16 protein-coding genes are annotated in these 21,770 nt (G+C 70.1%); 8 read left to right on the plus strand and 8 right to left on the minus strand.

Annotation, left to right across the window (positions count from 1 at the left end):
* Positions 1-76 precede the first annotated feature (76 nt).
* From DI272_RS36210 to DI272_RS36220, 3 genes are all read left to right on the plus strand, one after another.
* Positions 77-808, plus strand: a complete 732-nt coding sequence (locus tag DI272_RS36210) for a VIT1/CCC1 transporter family protein (RefSeq protein WP_109499403.1) — start codon at positions 77-79, stop codon at positions 806-808.
* 372 nt (positions 809-1,180) lie between these two features.
* Positions 1,181-5,779 (plus strand): glutamate synthase large subunit, encoded by a 4,599-nt coding sequence (gene gltB, locus DI272_RS36215; protein ID WP_109499404.1) that lies wholly within the window; start codon positions 1,181-1,183, stop codon positions 5,777-5,779.
* The gene (locus tag DI272_RS36220; protein WP_109499405.1) at positions 5,772-7,235 is read left to right on the plus strand and encodes a glutamate synthase subunit beta; all 1,464 of its coding nucleotides are present in this window, start codon (positions 5,772-5,774) and stop codon (positions 7,233-7,235) included. Before gltB ends, DI272_RS36220 begins: the two co-directional genes overlap by 8 nt.
* 99 nt (positions 7,236-7,334) lie before the next feature.
* Here DI272_RS36220 and DI272_RS36225 read toward each other — a convergent pair whose 3' ends face one another.
* The 3 genes from DI272_RS36225 to DI272_RS36235 all read right to left on the minus strand — a co-directional run bounded on the left by DI272_RS36225 (position 7,335) and on the right by DI272_RS36235 (position 10,532).
* A complete protein-coding gene (locus DI272_RS36225; protein ID WP_181387432.1) occupies positions 7,335-7,997 on the minus strand; it encodes a calcium-binding protein in 663 nt (220 codons plus the stop codon).
* Positions 7,994-9,157, minus strand: coding sequence for a non-hydrolyzing UDP-N-acetylglucosamine 2-epimerase (wecB, locus tag DI272_RS36230; RefSeq protein ID WP_109499406.1), 1,164 nt, complete (start codon positions 9,155-9,157; stop codon positions 7,994-7,996). The genes DI272_RS36225 and wecB overlap by 4 nt, the downstream gene beginning before the upstream one ends.
* Before the next feature lie 130 nt (positions 9,158-9,287).
* Entirely contained in the window at positions 9,288-10,532 is a 1,245-nt protein-coding gene (locus tag DI272_RS36235) for a glycosyltransferase family 2 protein (RefSeq protein WP_109499407.1), read from the minus strand.
* A gap of 444 nt (positions 10,533-10,976) precedes the next feature.
* On the opposite strand from DI272_RS36235, the gene DI272_RS36240 reads away from it, so the two are divergent.
* Positions 10,977-12,869, plus strand: a complete 1,893-nt coding sequence (locus DI272_RS36240) for a polysaccharide deacetylase family protein (RefSeq protein ID WP_258314782.1) — start codon at positions 10,977-10,979, stop codon at positions 12,867-12,869.
* The gene (locus DI272_RS36245) at positions 12,866-13,900 is read left to right on the plus strand and encodes a hypothetical protein (RefSeq protein ID WP_258314783.1); all 1,035 of its coding nucleotides are present in this window, start codon (positions 12,866-12,868) and stop codon (positions 13,898-13,900) included. Before DI272_RS36240 ends, DI272_RS36245 begins: the two co-directional genes overlap by 4 nt.
* A gap of 183 nt (positions 13,901-14,083) precedes the next feature.
* Here DI272_RS36245 and DI272_RS36250 read toward each other — a convergent pair whose 3' ends face one another.
* Complete coding sequence (locus tag DI272_RS36250) at positions 14,084-14,992, minus strand: chitosanase (protein ID WP_109499409.1); 909 nt, start codon at positions 14,990-14,992, stop codon at positions 14,084-14,086.
* Positions 14,989-15,912: a rhomboid family intramembrane serine protease gene (locus DI272_RS36255; RefSeq protein ID WP_109499410.1), complete on the minus strand. Its 924-nt coding sequence runs from the start codon at positions 15,910-15,912 to the stop codon at positions 14,989-14,991. Before DI272_RS36255 ends, DI272_RS36250 begins: the two co-directional genes overlap by 4 nt.
* A gap of 99 nt (positions 15,913-16,011) precedes the next feature.
* Here DI272_RS36255 and DI272_RS36260 point away from each other — a divergent pair, with 99 nt between their 5' ends.
* Positions 16,012-16,740, plus strand: coding sequence for a VWA domain-containing protein (locus tag DI272_RS36260; protein WP_109499411.1), 729 nt, complete (start codon positions 16,012-16,014; stop codon positions 16,738-16,740).
* On the opposite strand, the gene DI272_RS36265 is transcribed toward DI272_RS36260, so the two are convergent.
* Positions 16,721-17,575 carry an aldo/keto reductase gene (locus DI272_RS36265; RefSeq protein ID WP_109499412.1) on the minus strand — a complete coding sequence of 285 codons (855 nt, stop codon included), beginning with the start codon at positions 17,573-17,575 and terminating at the stop codon, positions 16,721-16,723. The genes DI272_RS36260 and DI272_RS36265 overlap by 20 nt on opposite strands.
* 59 nt (positions 17,576-17,634) lie before the next feature.
* Here DI272_RS36265 and DI272_RS36270 point away from each other — a divergent pair, with 59 nt between their 5' ends.
* Positions 17,635-18,003 (plus strand): MerR family transcriptional regulator, encoded by a 369-nt coding sequence (locus DI272_RS36270; protein ID WP_109499413.1) that lies wholly within the window; start codon positions 17,635-17,637, stop codon positions 18,001-18,003.
* 32 nt (positions 18,004-18,035) lie between these two features.
* On the plus strand, positions 18,036-19,685 hold the full coding sequence (locus DI272_RS36275) for a cytochrome bc complex cytochrome b subunit (RefSeq protein ID WP_109499414.1): 1,650 nt from the start codon (positions 18,036-18,038) through the stop codon (positions 19,683-19,685).
* Here the strand turns inward: DI272_RS36275 and DI272_RS36280 are convergent.
* A complete protein-coding gene (locus DI272_RS36280; protein ID WP_109499415.1) occupies positions 19,660-20,604 on the minus strand; it encodes an acyl-CoA dehydrogenase family protein in 945 nt (314 codons plus the stop codon). The genes DI272_RS36275 and DI272_RS36280 overlap by 26 nt on opposite strands.
* Complete coding sequence (locus tag DI272_RS36285; RefSeq protein WP_109499416.1) at positions 20,604-21,743, minus strand: acyl-CoA dehydrogenase family protein; 1,140 nt, start codon at positions 21,741-21,743, stop codon at positions 20,604-20,606. The genes DI272_RS36280 and DI272_RS36285 overlap by 1 nt, the downstream gene beginning before the upstream one ends.
* Positions 21,744-21,770: the final 27 nt, after the last annotated feature.

Here is a 21,770-nt window from a genome sequence, read left to right on the forward strand (position 1 = left end):
CGTCGTACAGTCGGGTTGTCGGTAATTAGAATCTGTCTAAAGTTAGCTTTGGCTTAGCTTCCCTGGGGGACACCTGATGGCCATCATCGAGACCGAGGCGCCGCTGCACGAGGCGCACCGCGACAACCACACCCACCGTGATGTCAATGGAGGGTGGTTGCGGCCCGCCGTCTTCGGGGCCATGGACGGACTGGTCTCCAACCTCGCCCTCATGACCGGCGTCGCCGGTGGTTCCGTGGGTCAGCAGACCATCGTGCTCACCGGGCTCGCGGGGCTCGCCGCCGGTGCCTTCTCCATGGCGGCCGGCGAGTACACCTCCGTCGCCTCGCAGCGTGAGCTCGTCGAGGCCGAGCTGGACGTCGAGCGGCGGGAGCTGCGGAAGCATCCGCAGGACGAGGAGGCGGAGCTCGCCGCCCTCTACGAGGCCCGCGGGGTGGAGCCCGCCCTCGCGCGTGAGGTCGCCAAGCAGCTCTCGCGCGATCCCGAGCAGGCGCTGGAGATCCATGCCCGGGAGGAGCTCGGGATCGATCCGGGCGAACTGCCCTCGCCGCTCGTCGCCGCCGTCTCGTCCTTCGGGGCCTTCGCGCTCGGTGCACTGCTTCCCGTGCTGCCTTATCTGCTGGGCGCCGCGGCGCTCTGGCCTGCGGTTCTGGTCGCCCTCGCGGGGCTCTTCCTGTGCGGTGCCGTTGTGGCCAGGGTGACCGCGCGGACCTGGTGGTTCAGCGGACTGCGGCAGCTCGCTCTCGGTGGTGCGGCGGCCGGTGTGACGTACGCCCTGGGCAGTTTGTTCGGAACGGCCGTAGGATAGGTCGACCGCTACTTATGCGTTGGGCCGCATAAGTAGCCGTTACTCACTGGTTTCGAATGCTTAACCACTGGGCATGAGCCGTAAGCGCTGTGGGCAATGACGCCTGCCGGGCACCCGCGGGATGGGCGGCGACGCTCCTCCCGCGCCTGGACCGACGGACATCGATCTGTCCCGTTCGGTCCCCACACACTTCAAGCCACGTGCGCGATACCCCCGTCGCCACAGCGTGGCGTCCGCATGCTGGAACGGAGTATCCGGTTCCCGAGAACCGCTCCATCATGTAACCTGCACGAAATTTTGCGCACACGCAGAGGGCCAACGTCGTCCCTCGGCACAGCACATATGCCACTTGAGACGACGACGGGAGAGCCGATGCGTACGCCGCGCCAGCCGTCCCAGCATTCCGCGAATGGCCAGAAGTGGTCCTTCATGGATGCTCGCCCTGCTGCGCAGGGTATGTACGACCCCCGCAACGAGAAGGACGCCTGTGGCGTCGGTTTCGTGGCCACCCTCACCGGCGAGGCGAGCCATGCGCTGGTCGAGCAGGCGCTCACGGTTCTGCGCAACCTGGAGCACCGCGGTGCCACCGGCTCCGAGCCCGACTCGGGTGACGGCGCGGGCATCCTGACCCAGGTGCCGGACGCCTTCTTCCGTGAGGTGGCCGGCTTCGAGCTGCCCGAGGCGGGCGCCTACGCCGTCGGTATCGCCTTCCTTCCGGAGGACGGAACCGAGGACGCCGTCTCGAAGATCGAGACGATCGCCGGTGAGGAGGGCCTGACGGTTCTCGGCTGGCGTGAGGTTCCGGTCGCGCCCGAGCTGCTCGGCGCCACCGCCCGGTCGACGATGCCCGCCTTCCGCGAGCTCTTCGTCGCCGACGGTGCCAGCACCGGCATCGACCTGGACCGCAAGGCCTTCGTGCTGCGCAAGCGCGCCGAGCGCGAGGCCGACGTCTACTTCCCGTCGCTGTCCGCGCGGACCATCGTCTACAAGGGCATGCTGACCACCGGCCAGCTGGAGCCCTTCTTCCCGGACCTGTCGGACCGCCGCTTCGCCTCGGCCGTCGCGCTCGTCCACTCGCGCTTCTCCACGAACACCTTCCCGTCGTGGCCGCTCGCGCACCCGTACCGCTTCGTCGCGCACAACGGTGAGATCAACACCGTCAAGGGCAACCGCAACTGGATGGTGGCCCGCGAGTCGCAGCTCGTCTCCGACCTGTTCGGCAACGACGACAAGGCGCTGGAGCGGGTCTTCCCGGTCTGCACGCCGGACGCCTCCGACTCCGCGTCCTTCGACGAGGTGCTCGAACTCCTCCACCTCGGTGGCCGTTCGCTGCCGCACTCCGTGCTGATGATGATCCCGGAGGCGTGGGAGAACCACGACTCCATGGACCCGGCCCGGCGCGCCTTCTACCAGTTCCACTCCACGATGATGGAGCCCTGGGACGGCCCGGCCTGTGTCACCTTCACCGACGGCACCCAGGTCGGCGCGGTCCTCGACCGCAACGGCCTGCGCCCCGGCCGCTACTGGGTCACCGACGACGGTCTGGTCGTCCTCGGCTCCGAGGTCGGCGTCCTCGACATCGACCCCGCCAAGGTCGTCCGCAAGGGCCGCCTCCAGCCCGGCAAGATGTTCCTCGTCGACACCGCCGAGCACCGCATCATCGAGGACGACGAGATCAAGGCCGCCCTCGCCGCCGAGCAGCCGTACGCGGAGTGGCTGGAGGCCGGCGAGATCGAGCTGTCCGACCTGCCCGAGCGCGAGCACATCGTGCACACGCACGCCTCGGTCACCCGCCGCCAGCAGACCTTCGGTTACACCGAGGAGGAGCTGCGCGTCATCCTCGCCCCGATGGCCAAGGCCGGTGCCGAGCCCATCGGTTCGATGGGTACGGACTCGCCGATCGCCGCGCTGAGCGAGCGTCCGCGCCTGCTCTTCGACTACTTCACCCAGCTGTTCGCGCAGGTCACCAACCCGCCGCTGGACGCCATCCGCGAGGAGCTCGTCACCTCGCTGCGCTCCTCGCTGGGCCCGCAGGGCAACCTCCTCGACCCGACGGCCGCCTCCTGCCGCTCGGTCACCCTGCCCTTCCCGGTGATCGACAACGACGAGCTGGCCAAGCTCATCCACATCAACGCCGACGGCGACATGCCCGGCTTCAAGGCCGCGACGCTGTCCGGTCTGTACCGGGTCTCCGGCGGCGGCGACGCCCTCGCCGCGCGCATCGAGGAGATCTGCGCCGAGGCCGACGCCGCCATCGACAACGGCGCCAGGCTGATCGTCCTGTCGGACCGGCACTCCGACGCCGAGCACGCGCCGATCCCGTCGCTGCTGCTCACCGCGGCCGTCCACCACCACCTCATCCGCACCAAGCAGCGGACCCACGTGGGCCTGCTGGTCGAGGCCGGTGACGTCCGCGAGGTCCACCACGTCGCGCTGCTGATCGGCTTCGGCGCCGCGGCCGTCAACCCGTACCTGGCGATGGAGTCCGTCGAGGACCTCGTCCGCGCGGGCACCTTCCTCTCGGACATCGAGCCCGAGCAGGCCATCCGGAACCTGATCTACGCCCTGGGCAAGGGTGTTCTGAAGGTCATGTCGAAGATGGGCATCTCGACCGTCGCCTCCTACCGCGGCGCCCAGGTCTTCGAGGCCGTCGGCCTGGAGGAGTCCTTCGTCGAGAAGTACTTCAACGGCACCGCCTCCAAGATCGGCGGTGTCGGCATCGACGTCATCGCCAAGGAGGTCGCCGCCCGGCACGCCAAGGCGTACCCCGCCTCCGGCATCGCTCCGGCACACCGCGCCCTGGAGATAGGGGGCGAGTACCAGTGGCGTCGCGAGGGCGAGCCGCACCTGTTCGACCCGGAGACGGTCTTCCGCCTCCAGCACTCGACGCGCGCCAACCGCTACGACATCTTCAAGAAGTACACGGACCGCGTGAACGAGCAGTCCGAGCGGCTGATGACGCTCCGCGGGCTCTTCGGCTTCAAGTCGGACCGTCCGTCGATCTCCATCGACGAGGTCGAGCCGGTCTCCGAGATCGTCAAGCGGTTCTCCACCGGCGCCATGTCCTACGGCTCCATCTCGCGCGAGGCCCACGAGACCCTCGCCATCGCCATGAACCAGCTGGGCGGCAAGTCCAACACCGGTGAGGGCGGCGAGGACCCGGACCGTCTCTACGACCCGGCCCGCCGGTCCGCCATCAAGCAGGTCGCCTCCGGCCGCTTCGGTGTGACCTCCGAGTACCTGGTCAACGCGGACGACATCCAGATCAAGATGGCCCAGGGCGCCAAGCCCGGTGAGGGCGGCCAGCTCCCCGGCCACAAGGTCTACCCGTGGGTCGCCAGGACCCGGCACTCCACCCCGGGTGTCGGTCTGATCTCGCCGCCGCCGCACCACGACATCTACTCCATCGAGGACCTGGCCCAGCTGATCCACGACCTGAAGAACGCGAACCCGCAGGCGCGGATTCACGTGAAGCTGGTCTCCGAGGTCGGCGTCGGTACGGTCGCGGCCGGTGTGTCGAAGGCGCACGCGGACGTCGTGCTCATCTCCGGTCACGACGGCGGCACGGGTGCCTCGCCGCTGACCTCGCTCAAGCACGCCGGCGGTCCCTGGGAGCTGGGTCTCGCCGAGACCCAGCAGACGCTGCTGCTCAACGGCCTGCGCGACCGCATCGTCGTGCAGACCGACGGCCAGCTGAAGACCGGCCGTGACGTCGTCATCGCCGCGCTGCTCGGCGCCGAGGAGTTCGGTTTCGCGACCGCGCCGCTGGTCGTCTCCGGCTGCGTCATGATGCGCGTCTGCCACCTGGACACCTGCCCGGTCGGCATCGCCACCCAGAACCCGGTGCTCCGCGACCGGTTCTCCGGCAAGGCCGAGTACGTCGTGAACTTCTTCCAGTTCATCGCCGAAGAGGTCCGCGAGATCCTCGCCGAGCTGGGCTTCCGCTCCATCGAGGAGGCCGTCGGCCACGCCGAGACCCTCGACGTGACCCGCGCGGTCGACCACTGGAAGGCGCAGGGCCTGGACCTGGAGCCGCTGTTCCACGTCCCGTCGCTGCCCGACGGCGCGGTCCGCCACCAGCTGATCGAGCAGGACCACGGCCTGGAGAAGGCGCTCGACAACGAGCTCATCAAGCTCGCCGCCGACGCCCTGGCCGCCGACTCGGCGACCGACGCCCAGCCGGTGCGCGCCCAGGTCGCGATCCGCAACATCAACCGCACGGTCGGCACCATGCTCGGCCACGAGGTGACGAAGAAGTTCGGTGGCGCGGGCCTGCCCGACGACACCATCGACATCACCTTCACCGGCTCCGCGGGCCAGTCCTTCGGCGCCTTCCTCCCGCGCGGCATCACGCTGCGCCTGGAGGGCGACGCCAACGACTACGTCGGCAAGGGCCTCTCCGGCGGCCGGGTGATCGTCCGTCCCGACCGGGGCGCCGACCACCTCGCCGAGTACTCCACGATCGCGGGCAACACGATCGCGTACGGTGCGACCGGCGGCGAGCTCTTCCTGCGCGGCCGGACCGGCGAGCGGTTCTGCGTCCGCAACTCCGGTGCCCTGGTGGTCTCCGAGGGCGTGGGCGACCACGGCTGCGAGTACATGACCGGTGGTCACGCGGTGGTCCTCGGCGAGACGGGCCGCAACTTCGCGGCCGGCATGTCCGGTGGCGTCGCGTACGTCATCGACCTCGACAAGGACAACGTCAACGTCGGCAACGTCGGCGCCGTGGAGGCCCTGGACGAGACCGACAAGCAGTGGCTGCACGACGTGGTGCGCCGTCACCAGGAGGAGACCGGCTCCACGGTCGCCGAGAAGCTCCTGGCCGAGTGGGACACCGCGGTGGACCGCTTCAGCAAGATCATCCCCAGCACGTACAAGGCTGTGCTCGCCGCCAAGGCCGCCGCCGAGCAGGCCGGACTCTCCGAGTCCGAGATCACCGAGAAGATGATGGAGGCGGCGACCAATGGCTGATCCCAAGGGCTTCCTGAACCACGGCCGTGAGGTCGCCAAGTCCCGTCCGGTCGACGTCCGGCTGAAGGACTGGAACGAGGTCTACGTCCCCGGCTCCCTGCTGCCGATCATCAGCAAGCAGGCCAGCCGCTGCATGGACTGCGGCATCCCGTTCTGTCACAACGGCTGTCCGCTCGGGAACCTCATCCCCGAGTGGAACGACTACGCCTACCGCGAGGACTGGGCGGCTGCCTCGGAGCGCCTGCACGCGACCAACAACTTCCCGGAGTTCACCGGTCGCCTCTGCCCCGCGCCCTGCGAGTCGGCGTGTGTGCTCGGCATCAACCAGCCGCCGGTCACCATCAAGAACGTCGAGGTCTCGATCATCGACAAGGCGTGGGACACCGGCGACGTCGCGCCGCAGATCCCCGAGCGCCTGTCCGGCAAGACCGTCGCCGTCATCGGCTCCGGCCCGGCCGGCCTCGCCGCCGCCCAGCAGCTCACCCGGGCCGGCCACACGGTCGCCGTCTACGAGCGCGCGGACCGCATCGGTGGCCTCCTCCGGTACGGCATCCCCGAGTTCAAGATGGAGAAGCGGCACATCAACCGCCGCATCGAGCAGATGCGCGCGGAGGGCACCCGCTTCCGCACCGGCATCGAGATCGGCCGCGACCTCAAGGCGACCGACCTGAAGAAGCGGTACGACGCCGTCGTCATCGCCGCCGGTGCGACCACCGCCCGTGACCTGCCCGTCCCGGGCCGCGAGCTCAAGGGCATCTACCAGGCGATGGAGTACCTGCCCCTGGCGAACAAGGTGCAGGAGGGTGACTACGTCACCGCTCCGATCACCGCCGAGGGCAAGCACGTCGTGGTCATCGGCGGTGGCGACACCGGCGCCGACTGCGTGGGCACCGCCCACCGCCAGGGCGCGGCCTCGGTCACGCAGCTGGAGATCATGCCCCGCCCGAACGACGAGCGGAACGACGTCACCCAGCCCTGGCCGACCTTCCCGATGCTCTACAAGGTCACCTCGGCGCACGAGGAGGGCGGCGAGCGGGTCTACTCCGTCTCCACCACCCACTTCGAGGGCGACGAGGACGGCAACGTCCAGTGGCTGCACCTCACCGAGGTGGAGTTCATCGAGGGCAAGCTGACCCCGAAGCCGGGCACGGAGCGCAAGATCCCCGCCCAGCTGGTCACCCTCGCCATGGGCTTCACCGGCACCGACCGGGAGAACGGCCTGGTGGAGCAGTTCGGCCTGGAGCTCGACGAGCGCGGCAACATCGCCCGCGACGCCGACTTCCAGACCAACGTCCCCGGTGTCTTCGTCGCCGGTGACGCGGGCCGCGGCCAGTCGCTCATCGTGTGGGCGATCGCGGAGGGCCGCTCGGCCGCCCGCGGCACCGACCGGTTCCTGACCGGCACCAGCGACCTGCCGGCGCCGATCCGCCCGACGGACCGCGCGCTGATGGTCTGACGGTTCATCAAAGACGTCCCGTACAAAGGCGTACGGAACACAGGCGGCGCTCGCCCATCCAGTCCCCGACCGGACGATGGGCGGGCGCCGTCGCCCTTTTCAACCGGAGGACGCCTCCAGGCCCTCGAACTCCACCCTCGCGTCCTCCGAGTACGCGCCCACCCGGCCCTGGGGGTAAGGCAGTTCGGTGTCCGTGTACTTCACCAGCGGCTTGCCGTCCACCGAGACGGACAGCGCCGCCCCGCGCTGCTCGACCTGGACGTCGTACCAGGGGCCCACGGGGTACTCCGTCCGTCCGGTCGCCAGGAAGCGCTGGCCGCCGGGATAGGCGGGGTCGCGCTTGCCGAGCTCCCAGCCGTTCGGTTTGAGGGTGATGTAGTAGAAGTGCTCCGGGTCGGTGTACGCCCAGACCAGCCACGGCACTTCCCACGGGTTCGGCCTGGGTTCGCGCAGCTGCTTCAGCGTCCGCATCCGGGCCTCGTAGCGCACGTCCGTGTAGGAGGCCGTGCTCACCACCAGGCCGGCGTGGGTGGTGCCCGGGTCCTCGGCGGCCATGGGGGAGAGGGTGAGCGAGGAGTCGTCGCCGTGGTTGGTGCCCATGCCGTTGAACACGGACAGCCAGCGGCCGTGGGTGGTGCCGTCGATCCACGGCTTCGGGGGCGGGGACGCGCCGCCCTGGCACTGGCTCACCGTGACGGCGATGATCGCGGCCAGGGTGAGTACCAGTGCCAGTCCGGTGACGCTGCGGCCCCTGCGAGTCATGCCGTCGAGTATGGCCCGGATGCCGTCAGGCCGACCGGGACATCGGCGGCGAAGTCCTCCGCCAGCTGGCCCAGGATGCGGTGCGAGGCATCGCCGTCGCCGAAGGGGTTGCCGGCGGTGGCCATGCGCCGGTACTCCGCCGGGTCGTCGAGGAGCCGTTCCGACCAGGTCACGATGGCGTCCGGGTCCGTGCCGATCAGCCGGGCGGCGCCGGCCTCGACCGCCTCGGGCCGCTCGGTGGTCGTCCGCAGCACGAGCGAGGGCTTGGCCAGGCTCGGGGCCTCCTCCTGGATGCCGCCGGAGTCGGTGAGGACGAGGTCGCATTCGGCGAGGGTCGCCGCGAAGTCCAGGTAGCCGAGCGGCTCGACCAGCGAGATGCCCTTCTGGCCGTCGAGTTCGGGCAGCAGCGCGTCGCGGACGGCCGGGCTCTTGTGCAGCGGCAGCACGATCTCGACGTCCCCGCGCCGCGCGAGCCGGGTCAGTGCCCGCCCCATCCCGCGCATCCGCTCGCCCTGGTTCTCCCGGCGGTGCAGGGTGACCAGGATGCGTTTGGCGTCGGTGCGGAACGCGGAGTCGCCGGCGCCCTCGGCGAGCACCCACAGCAGGTTGTCGATGACGGTGTTGCCGGTGGTGAACACCTGCTCGTCGGGTACGCCCTCGTCGGTGAGGTGCCGGGCCGCGGCCGGGGTCGGGGCGAAGTGCCAGCGGGCGATCCGGCCGATGAGGCTGCGGTTGAGCTCTTCCGGGAACGGGTTGTCGATGACGCCGGTGCGCAGCCCGGCCTCGACATGGGCGACCGGGATCTTCTCGTAGAAGGCGGCCAGGGCGCCGGCCAGCGCGGTGGTGGTGTCCCCCTGCACCACCACCAGGTCCGGCCGCTGCTCCCGCATCGCCGCGCCCAGCTCCCGCACCAGCCGGGCGGTCAGGTCGGAGAGCTGCTGCCGGGCGCGCATCACGTCGAGGGCGATCCGGACGTCGACGCCCAGCATGCCGAGCATCTGGTGGAGCATCTCGCGGTGCTGGCCGGTGGTGACGACGATCGGCTCGAACTGCCGGCCGGCCGCCATCGCCCGTGCCACGGGCGCCAGTTTGATCGCTTCCGGGCGGGTGCCGAGCACCAGCAGGGCGCGTACGGGCATGGCTGACGGAGGTGTGGACATGATGGGTGCCCCCCTTGGGCATACGTGATCGGCGCAGCGATCACGTGAGGGTGATGAGAGGTGGAGCGAGGACCCGCGCGGGGATCGGGCGCGGCCTGAACGTCCTCGGGTGCGAAAGGGCTGAAGGGGCTCAGGTGCGCGCGGTCTTGAGCCAGCCCCGCTGGCCGGTGAGCATCCGCCAGAAGCCCCACCAGCCGGCCGCGAACCAGATGTAGCCGTAGAAGACGAAGACATGGGCGAGCAGGACCGAGCGCACCAGTCCGAGGTCGCGTTCCCGCTTGGCGTACACGAAGCCGTACGCGTAGGCGGCGGTGAATGACAGCAGGTACGGGCCGAGCAGCCACATCGGCGACACGAGCGGGTGCCCCACCTGTACGGAGGCCACCGTGGTGGCGCCGACGGCGACGAGGAAGGACAGCGGCAGCAGCGAGGTGAGCAGGATCAGCACCGGGCTGGAGAGGTGGTACAGCAGGTCGAGCGCGGGTCTGGTCGGGACGTCCCTGAGGATGAGCGGGACGAGTCCGGCCGACTGCAGATGGCCCTGGAACCAGCGGGACCGCTGGCGGATCAGGCGTCGCAGGCTGAGCACGGCCTGCTGGGAGACCGCGGCGGTGGTGCAGTGCTGGTTGGTCCAGCCCTTGGCGATCAGCCGTACGCCGAGGTCGAGGTCCTCGGTGAGGCTGTCGCTCCAGGGGCCGTCGCCGTCCAGGGTGTTGAGCGCCGACAGCCGCATGAACTGCCCGTTGCCGCCCATGCCGACGCTCCCGATGGAGCGGCGGGCGCTCTGGAAGACATCGCCGTAGACGACGAACTCCATGTCCTGCATGCGGGCGAGCAGGCCGAGGTGCCGGTTGTACATCCGGACGCAGACCTGGACCGCGCCGGTCCTCGGGTCGTCGAAGTAGGGGTCGACCGACTGCACGACGTGCGGATCGAGCCGTCCGTCGGCGTCGACCACGCAGAGGACCACGTCCGCCGGGTCGTGGCCGGCGAGGAGGCCCGACTCGCGCAGGTGCCGGACCCCGTCGTTGAGGGCGGCTCCCTTTCCCCTGCGGGCGTTCGGCGGGGTGCGCCGGTGCAGCCGGACCAGGGTGGGGTCGGCGGCCAGGGCGATCTCGGAGGTGCGGTCGTCCGAACCGTCGTCGATGACCAGCGCCATGAAATTCCGGGCGGGCAGTGAAGTGATCCGTGCCAGGCTTTCAGAAAGCACTTTCTCCTCGTTGAGGCAGGCGAGGAGAAATACATAGAACCGGTCTCTCCGGTCCGTTCGGGAACGGCGAATTCTGCGCCTCGACAACACGTAGAGACTGGTGTTGTAGCACCCGGCCATAATGATCAGGGTGATGCTCGACCACAGAAGCAGTTCAGTGATCATGGGTACTCCCGGTACTGACCTGCGCCCTTTGTGCCTGGCGGCGCAGTCTTATCCGGGCCAGCAATATCAGACAGGCCGTCAAACAATAGAACAGAAATCCGGCCCCGGCGGTCGCCTGCAGGGCTTTGGCCAAAGGTAGCCCGGGTACTGCTTCTGGCGCGGCCATCGCCCCTGCCAGGGGCAACAGAGCCCCCAGGGCGGGTCGTCCGTACATTGTCCCCCCATATTTCACAGCGCGTCCCCATCGCGCGAAGGTGAACGTAGCAGACCTCAAGGGTGACCCAGAAGGCTATTCGAAAAAAGGACATGTCCGATCTTCCCGTAGGGTCTTCTGGCACTCCGGAAATTCACCCTTCGGCCCATTGACACCCTTCGCGGCCGTCAGAAGAATCAGTGACTTCTTGTTGGGAAAAACCTTTGCCAAGGATTGGCAAAGTGGGGGGAATGATCGTGAGAACACTGATCCCAAGAACAATGATCCCTGCCCGGCGACGGCTGATCTCCAGGATTTCCGTCGTGCTGCTGCTGCTCGCCGCGCTGCTGAGCGGCACGTTCCTGGCCGCCGGAGCCCAGGCCGCGGGCGGCGGCCACCGGCACGGCCACGAGGCCGTCGGCGGAAAGTCCGGCCTGAGCCGCGTCGACCTCAAGGGCTGGGCGAAGGCCCAGATCAAGGCGGACCGGGCCCGCCACGCCAAGCCCCGCAAGCAGAGCGCCACGACGACGCTCCTGGCCACGGCCGCCCTGCGCACCGGCACCGCGACGGCCGTGACCCGGCAGGCCACCCTGCTCCGGGCCGCCGACGCCGGGGTGGCCGCCGCGGCCGAACCGAGCGCCCTCGTGCTCTACGACACCGCGGGCCCCTACGGCCAGTTGGGCGAGCTGTACGCCATGGCCGCGGCCAACCTCGCGGGCCACTTCGGCACCGTGACCGCCAAGCCCGTCCAGCAGTACACGGCCGGCATGGCCGAGTCGTACTCGGCCGTCATCTACATCGGCTCGACCTACTACTGCTGCGACGTCCCGGACGCCATCCCGGCCGCCTTCTACCAGGACGCCGCCACCACCACCAAGCCCGTGCTGTGGATGGGCGCCAACATCTGGAACATGGCGAACTCGGTGGGCGTAGCCCAGTTCACGCAGAAGTACGGCTGGGATCCGACGACGTCGTACTACGAGGACGGCGGTTCGATCGGGACCGTGACCCAGGTGACGTACAAGAACCAGGCCCTGACCCGGAAGATCCCGGCCGGCCAGGACGGCGGCGTGCTGCGCCCCAACGTCCTCACCGGTCCCGGCTACCCCGCCGTCACCCGGCTCGCGGAGGGGCTCGACACCTCCAACGGACACACCTTCGGATGGGCGGTCCGCTCCTCGAACCTCACCTACATCGGTGAGATCCCGTTCGCCTACGTCTCCGAGAGCGACCGGATCATCGCCCTGGAGGACCTCCTCTTCGACGCCCTCGCGCCCGCCACCGCCGAACGGCACCGGGCGATGCTGCGCCTGGAGGACATCAGCCCCGACGCGGACCCGACCGAACTGCGCGCGATGGCCGACTACCTCAAGTCGCAGAACATCCCGTACGGCATCAACGTGATCCCCGTCTACACCGACCCCAACGGCACCTACAACAACGGCGTCCCGCAGACGGTCACGCTCGCCCAGCGGCCGCAGGTGGTCAGCGCCCTGAAGTACATGCTGGCCAGGGGCGCGGTCCTGATGGACCACGGCTACACGCACCAGTACAGCAATGTCGCCAACCCCTACAACGGCGTCACCGGCGACGACTTCGAGTTCTACCGGGCACACGTCGACGCCTCCGACAACGTCGTCTACGACGGCCCCGTCGCCGAGGACTCCACCGCCTTCGCCCAGGGCCGGGTCAACAGCGCGCTGGCCGCCTTCGCCGCCGTCGGACTGCCGAAGCCGACGCTGTGGACCACCCCGCACTACGCGGGTTCGGCCACCGACTACAAGGTCTTCAGCTCCAACTTCTCGGCCCGCCTGGAGCGTTCGCTGTACTTCTCCGGAACCCTCAGCGGCAACTCCGCCGGACCCAACGTGTTCATCGGCCAGTTCTTCCCGTACGTCGTGAAGGACGTCTACGGCACCAAGGTGCTGCCCGAGAACATCGGCAACTACGAACCCGACGCCTACAACAACCACCCGCCGAGGCTGCCCGCCGACCTGATCGCCTCGGCCAGGGCCAACCTGGCCGTCCGGGACGGGTTCGCCAGCTTCTTCTACCACCCCTACTACCCGACCCAGCCGCTCAAGGACACGGTGGACGGCATCAAGGCCCTGGGCTACACCTTCGTCAGCCCGACGAGCCTGTGAGGGAGACCGCCCTGAGGAGGAGGGCCGTCGCCGCTGCCGCGGTGGCGGCCCTCCTCGCCGCCGGGGCCTGCACCACCACCGGCCCCTCCGACGGCAAGAAGCCGGAGCCGGTCATGCGCGGTATCACCCTGCCCTCCTGGAACCGCACCGACTACGACAGCCCCGCCGCCGCCCGCTATCTGCGGGACATCGGGGCCACCGGGGCCCGCTGGGTCACCTTCACCCCGACCTGGTACCAGCGCGAGCGCACCGACTCGCAGCTGCACCCCACCGAGGAGACCGCGAGCGACGCCGGCCTGCGGCGGATCGTGCGCCGCGCCCACGCGGCCGGCCTCAAGGTGATGATCAAGCCGCACGTGGACCTGCCCGGCGACGTCGACCGCGCCGAGATCCGCCCCCGTGACCGGGCCGCCTGGTTCACCTCGTACCGCCGCTTCATCACCCACTACGCCGACCTCGCGGCGGACACCGGCGCCGAGCAGTTCGCGGTCGGCACCGAGCTCGCCGGGGTCTCCGGCGACCGCGCGGCCTGGACCCGGACCATCGACACCGTCCGCGACCACTACGACGGCACCCTCACCTACGCCGCCAACTACGACGAGTACACGAAGATCCGCTTCTGGAAGCAGCTCGATCTCATCGGCATCGACGCCTACTGGCCGCTGGCCGAGAAGCCCACCCAGGACGTGGCGCGACTGCGCCGCGCCTGGCGGCCGATCGCGACGCGGCTCGCCGCGTTCGCCGAACGGTACGACCGGCGCGTGCTGTTCACCGAGGCCGGATACGTCAGCCAGCGCGGCTCGACCACCGCGCCGTACGCCTGGGACCTCAGCGAACGCACCGGCGACGCCGAACAGGCCGCCGCCTACCGGGCGTTGCTGGAGACCTTCACCGGCCGCCGGTGGTGGGCCGGGGTGTGCTGGTGGATGTGGGACGACTGGCCGGACAGCGGCGAGACGCCCGCGCAGCTGGCGTACACGCCGCACGGGAAACCGGCGGAGCGGGTGCTGCGAGAGGAATGGGGCGGCTAGGGCCTGTCCGGCGGATCAGGTCGCAGGAAAGCAGCGGCGCCTTGTCAGCGCAGGTGAGCGGGGTCTGGTGCGTCGAGCTGCAAGGCGGAGAAGGGCGGCGACGCGGAGCGTCGGCAACCGACGACAACGCCGCAGACCGGCGTGCCAGGCCCCGCGTCTGCGGCACGATCCGCCGGACAGGCCCTAGGGCACCTTGTACGTCTCCCCGTACACCGCCCACGTCAACGGTGTCTCCAGCCCGAGCTTCCCCTCGCGCAGGAACCGGCGCTGGGCGGTGTCGACGCGGGAGGTGTCGATGTCCGCCTTGCGGGTCTTCATCGCGGCCTCGCGGACGTCGAGGAAGGCGCTGAGGTAGGCCTTTTCCGAGCCGCCCTCGGAGGGCAGGTCGGCCTTCTTCAGGGCGCTCTCGCGCAGGCCGTAGAAGCTGGTGGCGTTGGTGCCGGGGCCGTGGAAGACCATGGCGTCGTAGTAGACGAACTGGCCCAGGGCGCCCAGGCCGTCGAGCTTGGCCAGGCGGACCGCGGGGTCGAAGTAGACGCGGTCGCGTTCCGCGTCCTGGGCCGCGCGGAACGCCTCGACCTTCGCCTCCGCCTTCCACGCCGCGGTGAAACCGGGGTCCAGGCCCTCGTGCGAGTCCGTGCCGTCGACCTCGCGCAGGGCGGGGAGGTAGCGGGCGAGGCCGTTGCCGGGGTGGTCCTCGGTGTAGCGCTCGACCAGGGTGAGCAGGTCGTGGGTGCCGGTGCAGAAACCGATGATGCCGGCGGTGTAGCCCTGGCCGTCGCCGATGTCCTCGATGTAGGCGTAGGCGGTGCGCCAGTCGAGGGTGGAGTTCTCGGCGCTCGCCACGATCTGCTGGGCCAGCTCCTTCTTGGCCGGGGCGGCGAGGCCGGGCGGCAGCGCGGCGATGGCCTTGTCGTCGGCCGAACGCCGCTCCTCGGCGCGGCGCTTGGCCGCCTCGCCGGACGCGTTCTCACCGGCCGACCGGGAGGTGCGGTCCGGTTCCCCGGAGGAGTCCGAGGGCGTCATGAAGAAGATCCCCGCGGCCATGGCGACGGGAACGGCCCCGAGCAGCAGGACACCCGCACGTCTCACCGCGCCACCTCCGAGACCTTCACCAGGGTCAGGACCACGAGCAGCGCGAGCAGGGCCAGGCAGGCGGTCGCCTGGATCAGGCCGCGGCGCGGTCCCCGGGGAGCGTACGCGTAGGCGAGCGCGACCGCACCCCCGGTGAGCAGTCCGCCGAGGTGGCCCTGCCAGGACGTCAGGAAGGCCGAGCCGACCAGCCAGGCCAGCATGTAGGCCATGAAGCGGTTCACGCCGCGCAGGTCCGCACCCACCCGGCGGGCCAGCACGTAGTACGCCCCGGCCAGCCCGAAGATCGCCCCCGACGCGCCCAGCGACTCCGTCCCGGGGTCGGAGAGCAGCGCCTCGCCGACGGAACCGCCGACCGTCGCGAGGAGGTAGAGCCCGAGGTACCGGACCCGGCCCAGCGCCGGTTCCACGACCCGGCCGAGCTGCCACAGCGAGACCATGTTCAGCACGATGTGCAGCAGCCCGAAGGTGCCCTCCGTGGGCTCCAGGTGCAGGAAGCCGCTGGTCAGCAGCCGCTCCCACTGGCCGGCGACCAGGCCCTCGGCGTGGAAGTCGGACGGGTAGGAGGACTGGTAGACGTAGTACCCGCCGTCCGGGCCCACCAGCCCCGCGGTGAGCATCGCGAAACGGTCGACGATCGCCGGGCGGACCACCTCGCCGACGTACGCGAGCACATTGAGCCCGATCAGTACGTACGTCACCAGCGGCACCGCCGACACCCGGCCGCCGACGAGCGTGCGGGCCTGCCGCACCGACTTGGCGCCCTCCTTCACACACTCCACGCAGTGGTGACCGACCGCCGCCTCGCGCATGCAGTCCGGGCATATGTACCGGTCGCAGCGGGTGCAGCGGACATGGGACGCCACCTTGGGATGGCGGAAGCAGGTGGTGACGGCGGACTCGGTGGCCTCGGGTTCCACGGCCGGCTCCTCAGGAGATGGGACGATCTGTGAGCCGGTGGGGACGGCGGCGAACAAAAATAGCCAATGCCCGTGAAGAGAGAGACGGTGGGGGAACGAATGGCGGCGATCAGCCTCAGCAAGGTCGAGGAGACGGCACCCGCGCTGGTGAACCTGTACAAGAGCGCCGGGGTCTCGCTGCGCAAGCACGGACTGGACGGGCTGCGGGCCGCGGTCTACCTCGTCGTCGACTACTCCGGTTCCATGAAGCCGTACTACCAGGACGGCAGCGTCCAGGCGCTCGCCGACCGGGTGCTCGGACTCTCCGCGCACCTCGACGACGACGGCACCGTCCCGGTCGTCTTCTTCTCCACCGACGTCGACGCCGAGACCGAGATCGCCCTCGCCGACCACCAGGGGCGGATCGAGCGGATCGTGGCCGGGCTCGGGCACATGGGCAAGACCAGTTACCACCTGGCGATGGACGCCGTCATCGACCACTACCTCGACAGCGGCTCCCGGGAACCCGCCCTCGTCGTCTTCCAGACCGACGGCGGCCCGATCAACAAGCTCGCCGCGGAACGGTACTTGTGCAAGGCGGCCCGGCTCCCGCTGTTCTGGCAGTTCATCGGCTTCGGGGACGCCAGGAGCAAGCAGTTCGACTATCTGCGCAAGCTCGACGACCTGTCCGTCCCGGACAAGCGGGTCGTCGACAACGCCGGCTTCTTCCACGCCGGTTCGGAGCCGCGGAAGGTGTCCGACGCCGAGCTGTACGACCGTCTCGTCGGCGAGTTCCCGAAGTGGCTGGTGGCCGCGCGGGCGCAGGGGATCATCCCGCCGCGCGCTTGAACTGCTCCTCGCTGAGGGGGAGTCCGAGGGCGGCGGCGTTCTCCGCCAGGTGGACCGGCGACGAAGTCCCCGGGATCGGGAGCACGTTCGGGGCTCGGTGCAGCAGCCAGGCCAGGGCCGTCTGCGAGGCCGTCGCGCCCAGTTCCGCGGCGACCTCGGCCAGCGCGGCCCGCTCGCCCCCGCTGACCGGGAAGTACGGCACGAAGGCGATCCCGCGCTCCGCGGTGTGGTCGATCACCGGGTCGTGGCCGCGTTCGGCCAGGTTGTACATGTTCTGCACGCTCGCGACCGGCGCGATGCGCGAGGCCTCCTCGATGTCCGCGACGGACACCTCGGAGAGGCCGATGTGCCGTACCTTGCCCTCCTCCTGGAGCTGCTTGAGCGCGCCGATCTGGTCGGCGAGCGGGTAGGCCGGATCGATGCGGTGCAGGTACAGCAGGTCGATACGGTCGGTGCGCAGCCGGCGCAGGCTCAGCTCGGCCTGCTGGCGCAGGTAGGCGGGGTGGCCGTGCGTGACCCACTCGGTGGGGCTCGGGCGCACGACACCCGCCTTCGTCGCGATCACGACGCCGTCGCGGTGCGGCCGGAGGGCCTCGGCGAGCAACTCCTCGTTCGCGCCGAGGGCGTAGGCGTCGGCGGTGTCGAAGAGGTTCACCCCGAGCCCGACCGCCTCGCGGAGCAGGGCGACCGACTCCGCGCGGTCGGTGGGCGCGGTCCAGATGGGTGCCGTCATGCCGGAACGCTCGTGCGGGGCGTTCGCCAGGCGCATCGCGCCGTAGCCGATCCGCCGTACCTCGAGGTCGCCGCCGAGCTGGAATACCTTGCTGTTCGTCATGGCTGCGACGCTATGAGCTCACATGGATGTGAGGTTCAAGTGTCTGTGATGGGGGTCACATGAAGATCGGGGAGCTCGCCCGGGAGACCGGCGTCAGCGTGCGGCTGCTGCGCTACTACGAGGAGCAGGGCCTCCTGGACGCCGGACGCACCCCGGGCGGTCAGCGCGTGTACGACGCCGGTGCGCCGGTGACCGTACGCCGTATCCGTGCCCTCCTCGACGCCGGGCTGCCCACCCGGGTGATCCGTGAGGTCCTGGACTGCGTGTGCGGCAGCGATGCCGAGGTCGAGCCGTGCCTGACACCGGTGCTCCTGGAGCAACTCCAGGGGATCGAGGAGCGGATCGCCGGTCTGGAGGGTTCACGCCGTTCGCTGGCGCGGCTGCTCGCCCCGTTGGCTCAGCCCGGTGAGCGTGCCACTCTGGGGTGATCCGACGGTGATCCGACGGGAGGCGGCGACCTATGGACGGCGCACGGACGGTGAACGGACGCGCGGACGCGAGGAGTTCGGCTCCGCCCGGCAACGGCGAGAAACTCGCCGACTGGGCGGACGGGCGGCTCGGCCTGTACGGGCTGGCCAAGGCCAACATGCGCAAGCTGTTCCCGGACCACCCGTCGTTCATGCTGGGCGAGATCTGCCTCTACAGCTTCATCGTCATCATCCTGACCGGCATCTACCTCACCCTGTTCTTCGAACCGAGCGGCGTCGAAGTCGTCTACAACGGCTCCTACGAACCCCTCAACGGGGTCGTGATGACCCGGGCGTTCGAGTCCACGCTGGACATCAGCTTCGAGGTGCGCGGCGGGCTGCTGATCCGGCAGATCCACCACTGGGCGGCGCTGGTCTTCGTCACCGGCATGCTCGTGCACATGATGCGGGTGTTCTTCACCGGCGCCTTCCGCAAGCCGCGAGAGGTCAACTGGGTATTCGGCTGGACCCTGTTGATGCTCGGCATCCTCACCGGACTGACCGGCTACTCGCTCCCCGACGACCTGCTGTCCGGCACCGGCATCCGCTTCGCGCAGGGCGCCATCCTGTCCGTGCCGATCGTCGGCACGTATCTGTCGTTCTTCCTGTTCGGCGGGGAGTTCCCGGGGCACGACATCATCCCGCGGCTGTTCCCCATCCATGTCCTGCTGCTGCCCGGGATCATGCTGGGTCTGGTGACCGCGCACCTGATCCTGGTCTTCTACCACAAGCACACACAGTTCCCGGGCCCCGGCCGCGACGAGAAGACGGTCGTCGGGATGCCGCTGCTGCCCGTGTACGCCGCCAAGGCGGGCGGCTTCTTCTTCCTGGTCTTCGGCATGCTGGCGCTCATGGGCGGCATCGCCCAGATCAACCCCGTGTGGGCCTTCGGGCCGTACCGCCCCGACCTCGTCACCACGGGCGCCCAGCCCGACTGGTATCTGGGCTTCTCCGAAGGGCTGATCCGGGTGATGCCGGGATGGGAGATCAACGCCTGGGGCCACACCCTCCAGTTGGGTGTCTTCATCCCCTTCGCGCTCTTCCCGCTGATCCTGGCCGCCATCGGGGCCTATCCGTTCATCGAGGCGTGGATCACCGGTGACAAACGCGAGCACCACATCCTGGACCGGCCGCGCAACGTGCCCGTGCGCACCGGTCTCGGGGTGGCCTGGCTGAGCCTGTACGTGGTCCTGCTGATCGGCGGCGGCAACGACGTCGTGGCCACCCATCTGCATCTGTCCATCAACGCGATCACGTGGTTCGTGCGGATCGCCGTGTTCGTGGTGCCGGTGCTCGCCTTCGTGGTCACCAAACGGGTCTGTCTCGGGCTCCAGCGCCGGGACCGGGACAAGGTGCTGCACGGCAGGGAGTCGGGCATCATCAGGCGGCTGCCGCACGGCGAGTACGTCGAGGTCCACGAGCCCCTCGCGCAGGCGCAGTTGCACACCCTGACCCAGCACGAGCAGGCCCCGCCCTACGCGATCGGCCCGCTCGTCGACACCAACGGCGTCCGGCGCCCGGTCACCGCCTCCATGCGGGTGCGGGCGCGGCTGGCGCGGGTGATGTTCGGGCCGGAGACGCGCGTCCCGAAGCCGACGGTGGAGGAGTACCGGCAGGTCACGAGCGGCGACCACCAGCACTGAGGACGGTGTCCCGGCACTCCTCCGGGCTGCCCCAGGCGGTGCGCAGGGCGCGGGCCTTGGTCAGCCACAGGGACAGGTCGTACTCCGCCGTGTAGCCGATCGCGCCGTGCAGCTGGAGCGCGGTGCGGGCGCCGGCGTACGCCGCCTCGCCCGCCGTGACCTTGGCGGCGGCGACGTCGGCGGGGTCCAGGGTGAGGGCTGCGGCGAGCACGAGCGGGCGGGCGAACTCCAGGGCCGTCCTGGCGGTGGCCAGTTGGTGCTTGACGGCCTGGAACGAGCCGATGGGGACACCGAACTGGGTGCGCTGCCTGACGTAGGACACCGTCCGGTCGAGAAGGGCGAGGCCGACGCCGAGGGCCTGGGCGGCGGTGGTGAGCCGGGCCAGGAGGAGGGCCCGGGTGGAGTGCGGTGCGGGGGTCAGGAGGTCGCCGGGGGTGAGGGCGGTCAGGCGTCGGGCCGGGTCGAGGGACGGGCGTACCGGGCCGTGGCCGGTGGCGCTGTGCAGGCCGTCAGGGGTGAGGACGAGACGCAGGTCGGCCGCGTCGCCGTCGAGGGCGTACGGGCTGCCGTGGGCCACCGTCGCCATCACCTCGCCCGACGCGATCCGCTGGGCGAGGTCCGGGGCGGGGAGCAGGACGGCTGCCGTGACGGTCTCGACGAGCGGGCCGGGCACGGCATGCCGACCCAACTCCACGAAGGCGAGGGCGAGTTCCAGCGGCCGGACGCCGGCCCCGTCGTACGCCTCCGGCACCGCCAGCGCGAAGACGCCCGCCGCGGCGATGCGGGACCACAGCGCCCGCCCGCTCGCGTGGTCGCCGCGGCTCCAGTCCCGTACCACCGAAGGAGTGCCGGCGGCCGTCAGCATGGCGTCCAGGGACGCCGTGAACGCGCGCTGCTCGGCGTCGGGTGTGAGCCGCATCAGCGTCGCCCCTTCGGCAGGCCCAGCAGGCGCTCGGCGATGATGTCCCGCTGGATCTCGTTGGTTCCCGCGTAGACGGGTCCGGCGAGGGCGAAGACGTACCGCTCCGCCCAGTCCGTGTCCGCCAACTCGCCGTCCGCGCCCAGCAGATCGAGGGCCGTCTCGGTGAGCGCGATGTCGTACTCGGACCAGTACAGCTTGTTCAGGCTGGACTCGGGGCCGAGGGACTCGCCGGCGAGGAAGCGGGAGGCGGCCGTGCAGGTGAACAGCTGGTAGGCGCGGGCGCCGATCAGCGCGTCGGCCACCCGGGCCCGCATGGCGTCCGGGCTGCCCCGGTCGCGCCACAGGGCGTGCAGCCGGTCCGCCGCCGCCAGATAGCGGCCGGGGGAGCGGAGCGTCAGCCCGCGCTCGTTGCCCGTCGCCGCCATCGCGATCCGCCAGCCCTGCCCCGGCTCCCCGATCACGTCCGCGTCCGGCACGAACACCTCGTCCAGGAACAGCTCGGCGAAGGCCGGCTTGCCGTCGAGGCGGGCGATCGGACGGACCGTGACGCCCGGGGCCCGCAGGTCGAACATGAGGTACGTCAGGCCCTGATGGGGTTTCGGGGCGTCCGGATCGCTGCGGAACAGGCCGAAGGCGCGGTCCGCGAAGGCGGCCCGTGAGGACCAGGTCTTCTGGCCGGTCAGCAGCCAGCCCCCGGCCGCGCGCACCGCCTTCGAGCGCAGCGACGCCAGGTCGGAGCCCGCCTCCGGCTCGGACCACGCCTGCGCCCAGATCACCTCCCCGCGGGCCATCGGCGGCAGCACCCGCGCGCGCTGCTCCTCCGTGCCGTGGTCGAAGAGGGTCGGCGCGAGCAGGCTGATCCCGTTCTGGTTGACGCGTCCGGGGGCACCCGCCGCCCAGTACTCCTCCTCGAACAGCAGCCAGCGCACCAGCCCCGCGTCCCGACCGCCGTACCCCGTCGGCCAGTCGACCACCGACCAGCGGTCCGCGGCCAGTTCGGCCTCCCACGCGCGATGGGCGGCGAAGCCCTCCTCGGTCTCCAGAGAGGGCAGCGGAACGGCCGGCACATGGGCCGCGAGCCACGCCCTGGCCTCCTGCCGGAACGCCTCCTCCTGGGGCGTGAAGGCGAGATCCATCGGCGAACCGTCCTTCCCGGTTCCTCC

Origin of the sequence: Streptomyces sp. Act143 (assembly GCF_003143935.1) — a bacterium.
Taxonomy (GTDB): Bacteria; Actinomycetota; Actinomycetes; order Streptomycetales; family Streptomycetaceae; genus Streptomyces.

Bases quoted from the DNA above. Each gene is read 5' to 3' on its own strand.
- DI272_RS36210 (WP_109499403.1), top strand. From the start codon at position 77: ATGGCCATCATCGAGACCGAGGCGCCGCTGCACGAGGCGCACCGCGAC.
- gltB (WP_109499404.1), top strand. From the start codon at position 1,181: ATGCGTACGCCGCGCCAGCCGTCCCAGCATTCCGCGAATGGCCAGAAG.
- DI272_RS36220 (WP_109499405.1), top strand. From the start codon at position 5,772: ATGGCTGATCCCAAGGGCTTCCTGAACCACGGCCGTGAGGTCGCCAAG.
- DI272_RS36225 (WP_181387432.1), bottom strand. From the start codon at position 7,997: ATGACTCGCAGGGGCCGCAGCGTCACCGGACTGGCACTGGTACTCACC.
- wecB (WP_109499406.1), bottom strand. From the start codon at position 9,157: ATGTCCACACCTCCGTCAGCCATGCCCGTACGCGCCCTGCTGGTGCTC.
- DI272_RS36235 (WP_109499407.1), bottom strand. From the start codon at position 10,532: ATGATCACTGAACTGCTTCTGTGGTCGAGCATCACCCTGATCATTATG.
- DI272_RS36240 (WP_258314782.1), top strand. From the start codon at position 10,977: ATGATCGTGAGAACACTGATCCCAAGAACAATGATCCCTGCCCGGCGA.
- DI272_RS36260 (WP_109499411.1), top strand. From the start codon at position 16,012: ATGGCGGCGATCAGCCTCAGCAAGGTCGAGGAGACGGCACCCGCGCTG.
- DI272_RS36265 (WP_109499412.1), bottom strand. From the start codon at position 17,575: ATGACGAACAGCAAGGTATTCCAGCTCGGCGGCGACCTCGAGGTACGG.
- DI272_RS36270 (WP_109499413.1), top strand. From the start codon at position 17,635: ATGAAGATCGGGGAGCTCGCCCGGGAGACCGGCGTCAGCGTGCGGCTG.
- DI272_RS36275 (WP_109499414.1), top strand. From the start codon at position 18,036: ATGGACGGCGCACGGACGGTGAACGGACGCGCGGACGCGAGGAGTTCG.
- DI272_RS36280 (WP_109499415.1), bottom strand. From the start codon at position 20,604: ATGCGGCTCACACCCGACGCCGAGCAGCGCGCGTTCACGGCGTCCCTG.
- DI272_RS36285 (WP_109499416.1), bottom strand. From the start codon at position 21,743: ATGGATCTCGCCTTCACGCCCCAGGAGGAGGCGTTCCGGCAGGAGGCC.